The organism is Pseudomonas sp. JUb42 (assembly GCF_024807945.1).
GTDB lineage: Bacteria > Pseudomonadota > Gammaproteobacteria > Pseudomonadales > Pseudomonadaceae > Aquipseudomonas.
In genome coordinates, this window is sequence record NZ_JANUFD010000004.1 from 172073 (window position 1) to 185015 (window position 12943).

General features: G+C 59.5%; 12 protein-coding genes. 5 read left to right on the forward strand and 7 right to left on the reverse strand.

Features of this window, described 5'->3' with window-relative positions; translation table 11 throughout:
* Positions 1 to 181: 181 nt before the first annotated feature.
* On the forward strand, positions 182 to 856 hold the full coding sequence (locus M2401_RS09725) for a class I SAM-dependent methyltransferase (protein ID WP_259102083.1): 675 nt from the start codon (positions 182 to 184) through the stop codon (positions 854 to 856).
* Positions 857 to 1088: 232 nt separating this feature from the next.
* The gene (locus M2401_RS09730) at positions 1089 to 1778 is read left to right on the forward strand and encodes a crotonase/enoyl-CoA hydratase family protein (protein ID WP_259102085.1); all 690 of its coding nucleotides are present in this window, start codon (positions 1089 to 1091) and stop codon (positions 1776 to 1778) included.
* A 69-nt stretch (positions 1779 to 1847) separates the two neighbouring features.
* Here the strand turns inward: M2401_RS09730 and M2401_RS09735 are convergent, their stop codons facing one another.
* The 4 genes from M2401_RS09735 to M2401_RS09750 all read right to left on the reverse strand — a co-directional run bounded on the left by M2401_RS09735 (position 1848) and on the right by M2401_RS09750 (position 7135).
* Positions 1848 to 3209, reverse strand: a complete 1362-nt coding sequence (locus M2401_RS09735) for a D-serine ammonia-lyase (protein WP_259102089.1) — start codon at positions 3207 to 3209, stop codon at positions 1848 to 1850.
* A 58-nt stretch (positions 3210 to 3267) separates the two neighbouring features.
* Positions 3268 to 4788: an amidase gene (locus M2401_RS09740; protein ID WP_259102092.1), complete on the reverse strand. Its 1521-nt coding sequence runs from the start codon at positions 4786 to 4788 to the stop codon at positions 3268 to 3270.
* 119 nt (positions 4789 to 4907) lie between these two features.
* Positions 4908 to 5897: a LysR family transcriptional regulator gene (locus M2401_RS09745; protein WP_259102094.1), complete on the reverse strand. Its 990-nt coding sequence runs from the start codon at positions 5895 to 5897 to the stop codon at positions 4908 to 4910.
* 2 nt (positions 5898 to 5899) lie between these two features.
* Positions 5900 to 7135: an MFS transporter gene (locus M2401_RS09750; RefSeq protein WP_259102097.1), complete on the reverse strand. Its 1236-nt coding sequence runs from the start codon at positions 7133 to 7135 to the stop codon at positions 5900 to 5902.
* 385 nt (positions 7136 to 7520) lie between these two features.
* Between M2401_RS09750 and M2401_RS09755 the strand changes: the two genes are divergently transcribed.
* Entirely contained in the window at positions 7521 to 8492 is a 972-nt protein-coding gene (locus M2401_RS09755; RefSeq protein WP_259102099.1) for a magnesium and cobalt transport protein CorA, read from the forward strand.
* A 10-nt stretch (positions 8493 to 8502) separates the two neighbouring features.
* On the opposite strand, the gene M2401_RS09760 is transcribed toward M2401_RS09755, so the two are convergent.
* Positions 8503 to 9231: an amidotransferase gene (locus M2401_RS09760; protein WP_259102101.1), complete on the reverse strand. Its 729-nt coding sequence runs from the start codon at positions 9229 to 9231 to the stop codon at positions 8503 to 8505.
* Positions 9232 to 9891: 660 nt separating this feature from the next.
* On the opposite strand from M2401_RS09760, the gene M2401_RS09765 reads away from it, so the two are divergent.
* Both M2401_RS09765 and M2401_RS09770 read left to right on the forward strand, forming a co-directional pair.
* Positions 9892 to 10263: a rhodanese-like domain-containing protein gene (locus M2401_RS09765; protein WP_259102104.1), complete on the forward strand. Its 372-nt coding sequence runs from the start codon at positions 9892 to 9894 to the stop codon at positions 10261 to 10263.
* 5 nt (positions 10264 to 10268) lie between these two features.
* On the forward strand, positions 10269 to 11075 hold the full coding sequence (locus tag M2401_RS09770) for a cytochrome c (RefSeq protein WP_259102107.1): 807 nt from the start codon (positions 10269 to 10271) through the stop codon (positions 11073 to 11075).
* A gap of 95 nt (positions 11076 to 11170) precedes the next feature.
* On the opposite strand, the gene M2401_RS09775 is transcribed toward M2401_RS09770, so the two are convergent.
* Together M2401_RS09775 and M2401_RS09780 are read right to left on the reverse strand one after the other, a co-directional pair.
* Positions 11171 to 11986 (reverse strand): transglutaminase family protein, encoded by an 816-nt coding sequence (locus M2401_RS09775; protein WP_259102109.1) that lies wholly within the window; start codon positions 11984 to 11986, stop codon positions 11171 to 11173.
* Entirely contained in the window at positions 11983 to 12942 is a 960-nt protein-coding gene (locus tag M2401_RS09780) for an alpha-E domain-containing protein (RefSeq protein WP_259102112.1), read from the reverse strand. The genes M2401_RS09775 and M2401_RS09780 overlap by 4 nt, the downstream gene beginning before the upstream one ends.
* Position 12943 lies beyond the last annotated feature (1 nt).

Genomic DNA, 12943 nt, shown 5'->3' on the forward strand with positions numbered 1-12943 from the left:
GATCCGCTGCATTGATCTGGCTCAGGCTGACCCCGCTCAACTTGACGATCTGATCAGCAACGGCAAAACCAAAAATCCCGCACTTTGCAACAGCGTAATGTCAGGTTGAACACGCGATGATTCGCACACTCGAATAGAGCACCTTTAATCGACTGCCTGAAGCACATCTCCCGAGGCCACCATGAAACCCGTTACCGAAGCAGGCGCTGCCGTCTACTCCCCCTTGACCCTGAAACTCTACGACGCCTGGGTCTTGGGCATCTCCAACCAATGGGCCTGGCAGTGCCCGACTCGCCAGGTATTGCTGCCGTTCTTCCGCCGCCATGTGGGTTTTCGCCATATGGACGTGGGCGTCGGCACCGGTTACTACCTGGCCAAGGCGCAACTGCCCCACTCCACCGCAGTGACCCTGGTCGACCTTAACGCCAGTAGCCTGGAAGCCGCCCGCAAGCGCCTGAACCGCGCCAGCACCCGGGTCATCCGCCACGACATATTCCAGCCGCTGCCCGCCGAGCTGCCCGGGCAGTACGACTCGATTTCCCTGTTCTACCTGCTGCACTGCCTGCCCGGCAGCATGCTGGAAAAGGCCCACGTCTTTGCCAACCTCAAGCACGCCCTGGCCGATGGCGGCGTGCTCTACGGTGCGACCATTCTTGGCGACGAAGCCGGGCACAACGGTTTTGGCATCAAGCTGATGGAGGTCTACAACAAGAAGGGGATTTTCGGTAATCGCAGCGACAGCGTTGAAGGGTTGCGTACGGCGTTGGCGCTGCACTTTGCCGAGGTGGAGATTGAGGTGGTCGGTAAGGTGGCGTTGTTTACGGCGAAGGTGCCTGTTCTTTCGAACAACCTGTGACCCACTGGATCAATTTATTCTTCGTGGGAGCGAATTCATTCGCGAAAGCATTATTACAGTCCGTGGAAATGGGTTGAATGTACCGGCCTCTTCGCGAATGAATCCGCTTCCACAGAATTCGCACCCAAAGAATTGACCATCGCGATCAAAAATCCTGACCCATCAGTCATCGCTTTACCTGCTCCGCGCGGGTGAGTAACGTCTGCACACTTCAATAAAAAGGAATGGCGTCATGAGTGATTTGGTCTCGTATCAGCTACAAGAGGGCATCGCCACGCTGACCCTGAGCAACGGCAAGGTCAATGCCCTTTCCCCGGATGTGATCAGCGCTCTGAATGCGGCGCTGGACCAGGCCGAGAAGGATCGCGCGGTGGTCATCCTCACCGGTCAGCCGGGCATTCTTTCCGGCGGCTACGACCTCAAGGTCATGACCTCCAGCCCCGAGGCGGCGATCAATCTGGTCAAGGACGGCTCCACCCTGTCGCGCCGCCTGCTCTCACACCCCTTCCCGGTGATCGCCGCCTGCCCTGGCCATGCCGTGGCCAAGGGCGCGTTCCTGCTGTTGTCGGTGGATTACCGCATCGGTGTCGAAGGCCCATTCAGTATCGGCCTGAACGAGGTGCAGATCGGCATGACCATGCACCATGTCGGCATCGAACTGGCCCGCGATCGCCTGCGCAAATCGGCGTTCAACCGCTCGGTGATCAATGGCGAGATGTTCGATCCCAAAGGTGCGATGGAAGCTGGCTTCTTCGACAAGCTGGTCAGCGTCGAAGAGTTGCCGGAAGCGGCGCGCAACGTCGCCCTGCAATTGCAGAAGATCAACATGAGCGCGCACAAAAAAACCAAGCTCAAGGTGCGCAAGGCGCTGCTGGAGACTCTGGACAAGGCGATCGAAGAGGATCAGCACCACGCGTTGTAAGCCGTCGAACGCAACGGTTGTGTGAGCATAAAAAACGGCGGGGCCGGCAAAATTCGGCCCCGCAGGCCATCACAACCCCGCCGTGACCAGCGTATGCCCGGCGACGATGTACTTGTCCATTTCGGCCTCAGGCACCATGCCGCCACCCGTGGCCCAGATCAGATGGGTGGCATTGGCGCATCCTGCCCCGTCAAGCCCGACGCGCTGACGATAGGCCCGATCCTGCAACACCCTGGCAAAACCCGGCGCCCCGGCCAGCGCTGAAGGCTCCAGAGCGATACCCTGGGTCGACTGCATGAGGTAGAGCAAGGCGAACATCTCTTCATCGCTGAGCGTGTAATAACCATCCAGCATGCGCTGCATGGAGCGGCCGACAAACCCTGAGGGCCGCCCCACGGCCAGTCCGTCGGCAGCGGTCAGATTGCTGATGCCGAAATCCTGCACGGCCAGACCGTCGTGCAATCCGGTATAGACGCCCATGAGCATGCACGGCGACTGAACAGGCTCGGCAAATACGCAGTGAACGTGGTCACCAAACGCCAGCTTCAGGCCGAAAGCGATGCCGCCAGGGCCGCCACCCACCCCGCAAGGCAGGTAAACGAACAAAGGATGTTCGGCATCGACCTTGATCCCGCGCTGCTCGAACTGCACCTTGAGACGCTGCCCCGCCACCGCATAGCCGAGGAATAGCGTGGTAGAGTTTTCGTCATCGATAAAATGACAGCCTGGATCGGCATCCGCTTCCTTGCGGCCCTGCTCAACAGCCTGACCGTAATCTCCGGCATATTCGATAACGCTGACGCCATGGCTGCGCAGCTTGTCTTTCTTACATTGCCGGGCGTCGGCGGACATATGCACGGTGGTCGCGAAACCCAGACGGGCACCGGCGATGCCGATGGACATGCCCAGATTGCCAGTAGAGCCGACAGCGATCTTGTGCGCAGCAAACAACGCCTGGCATTCAGGCTCGGCGAGTTTGCGGTAGTCATCGTCGACGCTCAGCAGGCCATGGCGGATGGCCAATTGTTCGGCATGAAATAGCACCTCGTAGATCCCGCCCCGCGCCTTGACCGAACCGGAGATCGGCAGATGGCTGTCTTTTTTCAGCAGCAACCTGACCGGTTCGGTGACGGCATAGCGTTCGCACAGCGCCTGAGCAAAGTCCGGCACCTCGACCAGCTCTGACTCGATGATGCCATTGCTGACCGCAACCTCAGGGAATGCCTGGGCCAGGAACGGCGCAAAACGTTGCAGGCGCGCGCTGGCATCGGCCACATCGGCCGGCCTCAGGACAATGTCATCAAGGGCCTGGGCCATTGGCGCCACGGCCGGGTTGAACCAGGTGACAGGCTTGAGTTGCAGCACTGCCGACAGCAACGGAAATTCCCGCGTCCAGTCCGACAGTTTTTTTCCATACACCGACGTAAGCATGCTCAGGTCTCCACTGCGCGCACCTTAATGGCTGTGCGTAACTCATCAAATAGGCAAATCAAACAGCGGAGAGACCGGCGCTAGTGCTCACGGCCTGCTCCAGCGGCGGATGGGTGACCGGCGTCCACAGGTCCACGGCACTGGCGGCCAGGGCCTCAAGATCGGGCAGCGGGCGACGCAGATCGGCGCTCTGCTCGCAGTGACTCTCCAGGGCGCGGGCTGCCAGCAATAGCTCCAGATCACCACGGAACCTGCCGATCAGTTGCATCCCGAACGGCATGCCCAAGTGATCGACTCCCAGCGGCATGGACAGGGCCGGGTTGGTCGCCAGCGTGACGACGTAGGTCAGGGCCAGCCAGCGATAATAATTTTCCAGTTCCACGCCGTTGACGTGGGTCAGGTATGGCTGCTCCCAAGGGAACGCCGAGACCGGCGTGGTCGGCGACAGGATCAGGTCATACTGGCTGAACAGTTGCTGGAAACGCCGAAAGATACGGGTCTGCTCGGCACCGGCCCAGACGCAGTCCTTGAGCGACATCTGCGCGCCCATTTCATAATTGGCGCGCGGATTGGGGCCCAGAGAGTCCGGATCTTTCTCATAGGCGGCCTGCAGACTGCCGACAAACGCTTCGGCACGCACCACGTCAAAACAGCGATGCGCGTGCTGCATGTCGATCTGGACTTCTTCACAGACGGCAAATACGCCTTTGAGCGCGGCTATCTTGTTACGGAATACCTGACGGATATCGTCATCGACATCACAGACACCGAAGTCTTCGGTGTAGCCCACCCGCAGGGTCGACAGGTCCACGCCACCGCTGACGGCACCGGGCATGCTGAACTCATAACTCAACGGGTCGCTGGCGGCCACGCCCGCTGTCGCGGCCAGTTGCAGCCAGGTGTCATCGACCGTGCGGCCCATGGGCCCAACCACGGAAATCGGCGTCCAGCCCAACAGCTTGCGTTCGCTGGGTACCAGGCCCGGCGAAGTGCGCAGGCCGACAATCCCGCATTTGGCTGCCGGGATACGCAACGAGCCACCGGTATCCGAACCGCTGCACAGCGGCACCATGTCTACGGCCAGGGCCGCCGCAGCGCCACCGGAAGAACCGCCAGCATTGAGTCGTGGGTTGAACGGGTTCCCCGTGGCACCCCAGACCGGATTGCGGGTGTTGGCCCCTGCCCCCATTTCCGGCACGTTGGTCTTGCCAACCACCACCGCTCCGGCCTCGCGCAAGCGCCGCACCAGCTCGTTGTCCTTGGCCGGCACATTGCCGCGAAACAGCGGCGAACCATAGGTGGTCAACAATCCCTCGGTTTCTTCCAGATCCTTGATCCCGATGGGCAGGCCACTGAGCAGACCGCGCGGCTGACCTTTCATGATTGCCCGCTCGACGGCCCGCGCTTCCTCACGGGCACGTTCGAAAGAAGTGGCGCAGAACGCATTGATCTTCGGATTAAGCGCCTCGATACGTGCAATGCAGGCATCGAGCAATTCCACGGGCGAGACTTCCTGGCTGTCCATCAACTTCTTCAGCTCGACGGCGCTCTTGCCGACCAGTTCGTTCTGCGTTTGCATAAAGGGTTCTCAACTAAAAGTCTGCGGCCAATATAAAAATTGGCGCACGGGGCAACAACCGACATTTTTAGAAGGCTGCGATGCCTTTTAAAGATGCCAGTTGCAACGATTATTCAAGGTCAGTAATGGGTGTCGGGTAACACGCACTTCATGTATTCGACAAAGGCTTGCAAGTGCGTCGACAAGGGCCGCCTGGCCATGGTCTGGATCTCGATGGAGCGCTCGCCACCACACATCTCGGGCACGGTCAGCGCCACCAGATGTCCCTGACGCAAACGCTCGCGTACGAACAACTCACCGCAGAACGTGATCGCGGCACCGGACATGCAGAACGTCAACAATGCTTCGAGGTGATCACTGTCCAGAACACTTTTGTAATTGAGCCCTTCGCGACTGCAATACAGGTTCAGCAACTGACGGATCGTGGTGTCCGGCCCCGGCAGCGCCAGCGGATGCTCGACCACCTGTTTCAACGCCTGGGTCCCGCTGGCAGCCAGCGGATGGCCCGGCGAGACCACCGCCAGGATCGGTGCCGGCTGGCTGTAGACCACGCTGATGTCTTTGGCCACGCCAAGGCTGAAGGAAAAGCCGATGTCCACTTCGGCCTCACGGACCATCCGTGTCACTTCCAGGGCCGAGGCAACGACGATCCGAAAACAGCTCCCGGCGCCCGCAGCCCGAAAACCGGCGATGGCGCCCGGCAGGCACTGCGAGGCAAAACCCTCGGTGCAGGCGATGCTGATCAGGGATTCGGACTGCTCCCGCAGAGCACTGATTTCCTGGCTGACCTGCTCGGCGTCGAGCAGGGTTCGGCGAGCATAGGCGGCCAGCAACTCCCCTGCCGGACTCAGGCTGACACCACGGGACTGGCGCTCGAACAGCACCGAACCCAGTTCGCTTTCCAGGCGGCTGATCTGGCGGCTGACCGCAGACGGCACCACATGCAGGCGCACAGCTGCTTCGCTGATCGACCCGCTGTTGACCACTTGCAGGAAGTAGCGAACAGCGGTCTCACTCAAGGTTCGAGCGCTCATGGGAATGGATTTCTCTGTGCGGTAGGCGGTCGAGCTTAATCCATTGCCCGTCGGCTTGCCGAGGACGCGTGACATGATCAGGCCTCGTTTGCGTTGGCCTGTTGCACCGAGAGAATCTTGCTGGCACTCAGGGACATGCTGATCAGAGTGGCCACCGCCGTGGCGCCAATCAGGAACAGGAAAGCCGAATCGTAAGTCTTGTAGTACGACACCAGGAACCCGATCGCCATGGGCGATACGAAACCGGCCAACTGCCCGCCGAAATTGACCATGCCAATGCCGGTACCTACCAGGCGCTGCGAGAGAATCTTGGTCGGCAGGGCAAACGCCGCGGCGAACACGAAGGATTTGAAGAAGTATGCCGCGGCCTGATAGGCAATCACTTCAGAAGTGGTTTGCGAAGTGTACATACCATACAGAAACACCCCGGTCAGGATACAGCTACCCGTCATCAGGTATTTTTCCCGACCGTCGAAGTACTTGACCATCAGCCAGCCACCCATGGCCGTGGCGATCGCCGCACTGATGAAGGGCAACGGCACCAGCAGGCCGACGGTCTTCAGATCCAGTCCGCGAGCGGTCAACAGATACATCGGCATCCAGGCATCCAGCCCCTTGTTGACCAGGCCCAGGGCGAACCAGATGGCTACGATCTTCCACAGCAACGGCATGCGCAGCAGTTCCCGGGTACTGGCCTTGCCCTCCAGCGAGCCGCTTTGTGGCTGATAGTTGCCATAAGCCTCAGGACGCTTGACGACGGCAGCGTACATTACCGCGAAGATAATGCCGGCCACACCGATGGCCAGGAACACGTCCCGCCAGCCCAGCCAGAGGATCAATGGCGCAATGATCAGGGGGGCGATGAAGCTGCCTGTGTAGTTGGAGGAAATCATCAGGCTGGCCATCTTCGGCCGGTCCTTGCGCGTGTAAATCTCGGCACCCCCCTTGATCGCCGAAGAGGGGTAGCTGCCCTCCCCAAGACCGAACAGAAAACGGATCACCAGCAGAGAAGCCAGGGACCAGGCCAGCCCGGTCATCAGGGTGAAGATCGACCACAGGCTGATCGAAACAATGACCACGCTCTTGGCACCGAAGCGATCCGCCAGCCAACCGCCGGGAATCTGCATGGCCGCATAACCGAGATAAAACGCGCTGAGCACCACACCCAGTTCTGCCGGGCCCAGATTGAAGTCCTTGCCAATATGGGACAGCGCCAGGGAAATCGCCGAGCGGTCGATATAAGAAATGACATAACCGAGATACAAAAGAACAAAGACCACCAGGGGTCTGTGCAGAGCATTTTTAATTTTCATTTTTTGCACGCCTGTTCGATGGCTGGATAATTCGTGGGGTCATCCTAGGAGTGCGAAAAACAGTGAACAAGTGACGGTTTTAGAGCAGAGCCTTCGCAAAAACTCATAGCACGTCCGTGGTGCGAGAGCCCTGTAAAAGTGCGCATTTACAGCCATTTAAATGGTCCCGCTCGCACTGAACAGGTGCGTTATGGTGCTGATTAATCGTCTCGGCAGAGTTAGATTCCCGCGAAAAAAAACAGGCAAGATCTCTCGACCGCCGAGTCGGGTGAAATTATCCGGCAGGTGATGGGTCCCATAAACGCTGTGCTGAACTCCTACAGTTGAGGAGTTTGACGCGCTAAGCTGCCCTTACTGCCACCCTATAAGAAAGAAGTGAACTGCCATGGGCCGAGTCGTTGCTGCTGCTGTCTACCACGCTGGCAAGAAAGTCACCAATATCACCCTTGATGAAGGCGCAGCCTGGGCCGCCAAGCCGGGGCATTTTGTCTGGATCGGACTTGAGCAGCCCGACCCCAGCGAACTGGCCAGCCTGAAGAAGCAGTTCAACCTGCACGAACTGGCTATCGAAGACGCCCTGGAAATTCACAGTCGGCCCAAGCTGGAAAGCTTCGGCGACGGCTTGTTTATCGTGACCTACGCGCCGATTCGCGAGAACGGCAAACTCGAATTCATCGAAACCCATATCTTCGCTGGCAAGGGCTACATCATCACCTCGCGCAATGGCCAGTCGAAGTCCTACGGGCTGGTGCGCCAACGTTGTGAAGCGCGGCCGTTGCTGCTGGAACATGGCGAGGATTTCGTGCTGTATGCCCTGCTGGATTTCGTCACCGAGAACTACCAGCCGGTCACCGAGGCCATTCATTGCGAGCTGGAAGACCTCGAGCACAGCGTGCTCAGCGGCTCGCTGAACGAGGCCGATATCCAGCGTATCCATAGCCTGCGCCGTGACGTGCTGCGTCTGCGGCGTTATGTATCGCCGATGGTGGAAGTCGGCGAAGAGCTGCAGAAGCTCAACTTCCCGTTTATCGACAAGAACATGCGGCCGTACTTCCGCGATGTGGAAATCCATGTCAAACGGCAGATGGAGGACCTCGCCAACCTGCGCGATATCGCCAGCCAGACTATCGAAGTCGGCATGCTGCTGGAGTCATCGCGACAGAGCATCGTGCAGCGCAAGTTCGCCGCAGGCGCGGCGATCCTGGCTTTCCCCACGGCGATTGCCGGAATCTACGGGATGAACTTCCAGCATATGCCGGAGCTGAGCTGGCAATACGGCTACTTCATTGTGCTGGGCGTGATCTTTACCGGTTGTACGTCACTGTTTGTGCTATTCCGGCGTCTGGGCTGGTTCTGAGCCCAGCCCTTCACAGCGTTTCGGTCGCCGGTTTGTTGGCGACGAAGCGCATCATCCATTCGGCCACCGTGGTGCCATGGTGCTCGTGGTCGAGGCTGGCGATACCTTTCTGATAGATCTGCTCGCCCAGGGATTCCTGACGAATATCGAGCAAGGTGCGCGAATACTCGTGGATGAACTCGGGATGGCCCTGGAAACACAGAACCTGATCTTCGATATGGTAGGCGGCGAACGGGCAAAACTCGCTGGAGGCAATCACCGTGGCGTTGGCTGGCAAGGTGGTGACCTGATCCTGGTGGCTGATCAGCAGGGTCAGCTTGTCCATGGTCGGGGTCATCCAGGCCTTTGCCGGGGCCAGGTCGTAATGGTGAATGCCCACGCCCCAACCCTGGGTGGCACGCTCGGTCTTGCCGCCGAGCAGCAGCGCCAGCAATTGGTGACCAAAGCAGATGCCGAGCAGCTTGTCGCCGCGGCCGTAGAGCTGCAGCAGATATTCCTTGAGAACCTGTATCCACGGGTCACTGCCAAAGGAGTCGGCTTTGCTGCCGGTGACCAGATAAGCGTCGAAACGCTCATCCAGCGCGGGGTAGACGCCCTGCATCACGTTGTAGACAGTGAATTCAGCGGCGATCGGCTGACGCGAGAACAGCCGCTCGAACATCCGCCCGTAACCCTGATATTGATCGACCAGTTCCGGGCGCAGGATGTCGGTTTCCAGAATGCAGATGCGTAACGACATAAAAATACCTGAAGCAATAAAGGCAATAGTGCAGGAATAGAGCCTGCCTTGAACCGGCGGCGCATGGCAAGCGGCGTTTAACCAGTCTGCCCACAAACGCCTGAACCTGAACTGTTAAGTGGGGGCGACAGTAAGGCGAGCCTCGCCGGAACCATCGGAGTCAGACGAACGGTAATAATGGCCAGTTGCCTTGAGCAAAGTCGGCAAGGTGTCTAGCCAGCCAACAGCGCAAGTCATGCGCCCTGCCAAATAACTTTCAGGCCGGACGCGTCGAATTTTAGATACGAAATGGTTCTAAGCCATGGCGCACGCGGGCTCTAAGGTTAGGTCTGTAGCAGCGGGCACAATAAAAAACAGATCATGTGCCCAGGCTGTCGCCCCTCATGCGGTCGAAGCCACTGTTCAGCGCAATCACCTTTGCAAGCTGCCCGGTTCTCTCTGAATGAAATCGGTGAGCTTTTTTCGCTCAGGCAATAACAATAAAGGCGGTCAGCCATGTTCAAGTACAAGCAGTCAAAACTACGCCAAGCCGGACTTATCGTGTTCGTCACCACGCTCTTGCTGATCCTGCCGAACATGACACGTCTGTTCGGCTGATTGACTCGGCAGGTTGAGCTTATCTGTGCCAATCTTCTTCCATGGACTCGTGGAGGACGGCCAATGCATCAATGGATCGCAGTCATTACTCTAGTCTGCTGCGGCACTGCCGTGGCGGGAGAGGTGGATCAGGCTGGCGCCGTGAGTGCGCTGCGCGAAGGCAAGTTGGCAATCGATGTGCGTCCCCAGACCGACTACGATGCCGGTACGGTACTCAACGCAATCCGCGTCGATGAAGTGCGCCTGGTCAATCAACTCAAACAGGTGCTCAACGACCGCAACGTCTCCGTAGTCATCTTCAGCAGCAGCATTGAAAAGGCCAGTAAAGCGCAAGACCGGCTGATAAGAGCGGGATATTCCGGCATCATCAACGGCGGCGATTATGAAGAACTGCATAACGCCCTGTATGACACCAGCGATGATCCTGCGGAGTAACGTCCTTGCGTTTTTTATCCCTGTTGGCCGGCACCTTGCTGGCGCTTCCGCTGCACGCCGCGCAATTGACCGTCGAACTGGCCGACGGCGTCCATACCTGGGACACCGCGCAACTGCTGAGCCACCCTCTGGCGCAGGAAGTGCGCATTGCCAATGATGTTTCCTACAAGCGAGAGATGACTTACCGCGTGGTGCCGATGTCGGCCCTGCTTGGCGGTGTCAGCCCGCAGAACCATTTGCAGGCCGTGGCCACTGATGGCTTTGCCGCCGAGCTGTCTGCCGGGCCCCTGCTGCAGAACCGTGGCGCACGGGCTTGGCTGGCCATTGAAGACCCGGCCCAGCCTTGGCCGTCACTGGGCGCAGGCAAACACAGCGCCGGACCGTTTTATCTGGTGTGGACCGATCCTCAGGCTGGCGACATCGGCCCGGAGCAGTGGCCCTACGCCGTGGCTAAGGTGCGCCTGCTGGCGTCAGTGGCCGAACGCTTCCCGGCGTTGACTCCGGACCCGGCACTGGCCGCCGACGATCCGGTCAATCTGGGTTTCGCGCTGTTCCAGAAACACTGTTTGGCCTGCCATCGGCTCAACGGTGCAGGCGATGCCCAGGTCGGCCCCGATCTGAACATGCCCCACAGCCCTACCGAATACTTCACTGCTGATTACCTGAAACTGTATATCCGCAATCCCCAGGACCTGCGCCAATGGCCACAGGCGCGCATGCCCGCCATCCCGGCAGAGGTGCTGTCGGACGGTGAGCTGAACCAGGTAATCGGGTATTTGCAGCATATGGCGCAGCGGCGGGCAGGGAATTGAAACAGCACCTTTTTACAGACTAATAAGATCAGGTGGGAGCGAATTCATTCGCGAATAAATTCGCTCCCACACTATGTCCCATCACTTGCCAGCGCTTACTGCACCTGCGCCTGCATCATCGGCAAGGCCACCGGCGATGGCGTGACCGAGACCTTGGCGTGCATCTGCTCGGAACCACCACCACGGCGCATGCCACGAACCGGGCAGGCATCCAGGTAATCCAGACCCACCGCCAGTTTCAGGTGACGGGCAGGTACGGCCAACTGGTTGGTCACGTCGAAGCTGTACCACGCATCATCAATCCAGGCTTCGGCCCAGGCATGGCTGGACAGGTGTTCGCTGTCTTCGCTGTACAGGTAGCCAGACACGTAGCGCGCCGGAACTCCCAGGCTGCGGGCGCAGGCCAGGAAGGTGTGGGTATGGTCCTGGCAGACACCGGAACGACCGGCAAACGCCTGGATCGCGCTGGTCTCGACCTCGGTCGAGCCCGGCGTGTAGGTAATGTGCTCGTTGATGCCGTGCATCAAGTCGATCAGCGCGGTGCGATCCTTGCGCTTGCGACATTGCTTGGCGGCAAAGATGCGCATTGCCTCATCGGCTTCAGTCAAGCGGGTAAAACGCAGGAATGGCAGGGCCGACTGGCTTTCGTGCTCGGACTCGCGCTTCTCGTCGATCTCGACCTGACCACGGGCACCAATGATGATGGCTTCATGGGGCTCGTCGAGGGTCAGCACATGGAGGATGTTGCCGAACGGGTCGATCTGCGCGCGCACCGGACGCGGCAGGTTCAACTGCCAGCTCAAGACGTGCTGGCGCTCGCTGTCATGGGGCGTGAGGCGCAAATACTGGATGCTTGCCCGAACCTGATCGTCGTAGTGATAGGTCGTTTCGTGGCTAATTGAGAGTCTCATGCAGCCTCCAGGTATGAAGTGTGGATAGCGTCACCCAGTTGGGCTACCAACGGGATGAATTCGTTCAACCATTCGTGCAGGCCTTCATCGAGGATCTCGTCGATCCCGGTGTAACGCAGGCGTGCATCCATTTCCGCCGCCAGGCGCTGGGCCGGACGACCGTTGGCGCCCGGCAGGCTGGCGAGAATCTGGTCCAGCTCTTCAAGACAGGCTCGCAGGGAGCGCGGGATATCGGCGCGCAGCAACAAAAGCTCGGCCACATGACGGGCACCCGGCGCGTCGCGGTAGACCTCGGTATAGGCCTCGAACGACGACAGGGCACGTAGCAAGGCGCTCCATTCGTAATAGCCGGCCGCCGAGTTATCGGCCGCCGCATTGGCTTGGGTGCCGCGCAGTTCGAGCATTTCGTAGCGGGCATCAAGCATGCGCATGGTGTTGTCGGCGCGCTCGATAAAGGTGCCCAGACGAATGAAACGGAACGCATCGTTACGCATGATGGTGCCGTAGGTCGCGCCACGGAACAGGTGCGAACGCTCCTTGACCCACTCGCAGAAACGGCTCATGCCGTAACGGCTCAAGCCCTGCTCGGCGATCCCGCGAATCTCCAGGTAAGTGGAGTTGATGTTTTCCCACATGTCGGCGGTGATTCGCCCGCGCACGGCATGGGCACTGGCCCGGGCCGCGCCGAGGCAGCTGTAGATGCTCGCCGGGTTGGCTGCGTCCAGGGCGAAGAAATGCAGCATGCGCTCGGCATGCAGCTCGCCATGACGCTCCAGATAGGTCTCCAGGGTGCCGGTGATCAGCAGCGGCATGGCGATTTCATCCAGCCCGTCGCCACGCCCGTCCTGGGGCATCAATGACAGCGAATAGCTCACGTCCAGCATTCGGGCGAGGTTCTCCGCTCGCTCCAGGTAACGTGACATCCAGTACAGATCCGAGGCAGTTCTACTTAGCATT

Coding starts and splice junctions, on each gene's coding strand:
- M2401_RS09765 (WP_259102104.1), top strand. CDS start 9,892: ATGCATCAATGGATCGCAGTCATTACTCTAGTCTGCTGCGGCACTGCC.
- M2401_RS09750 (WP_259102097.1), bottom strand. CDS start 7,135: ATGAAAATTAAAAATGCTCTGCACAGACCCCTGGTGGTCTTTGTTCTT.
- M2401_RS09755 (WP_259102099.1), top strand. CDS start 7,521: ATGGGCCGAGTCGTTGCTGCTGCTGTCTACCACGCTGGCAAGAAAGTC.
- M2401_RS09760 (WP_259102101.1), bottom strand. CDS start 9,231: ATGTCGTTACGCATCTGCATTCTGGAAACCGACATCCTGCGCCCGGAA.
- M2401_RS09775 (WP_259102109.1), bottom strand. CDS start 11,986: ATGAGACTCTCAATTAGCCACGAAACGACCTATCACTACGACGATCAG.
- M2401_RS09740 (WP_259102092.1), bottom strand. CDS start 4,788: ATGCAAACGCAGAACGAACTGGTCGGCAAGAGCGCCGTCGAGCTGAAG.
- M2401_RS09725 (WP_259102083.1), top strand. CDS start 182: ATGAAACCCGTTACCGAAGCAGGCGCTGCCGTCTACTCCCCCTTGACC.
- M2401_RS09745 (WP_259102094.1), bottom strand. CDS start 5,897: ATGTCACGCGTCCTCGGCAAGCCGACGGGCAATGGATTAAGCTCGACC.
- M2401_RS09735 (WP_259102089.1), bottom strand. CDS start 3,209: ATGCTTACGTCGGTGTATGGAAAAAAACTGTCGGACTGGACGCGGGAA.
- M2401_RS09730 (WP_259102085.1), top strand. CDS start 1,089: ATGAGTGATTTGGTCTCGTATCAGCTACAAGAGGGCATCGCCACGCTG.
- M2401_RS09780 (WP_259102112.1), bottom strand. CDS start 12,942: ATGCTAAGTAGAACTGCCTCGGATCTGTACTGGATGTCACGTTACCTG.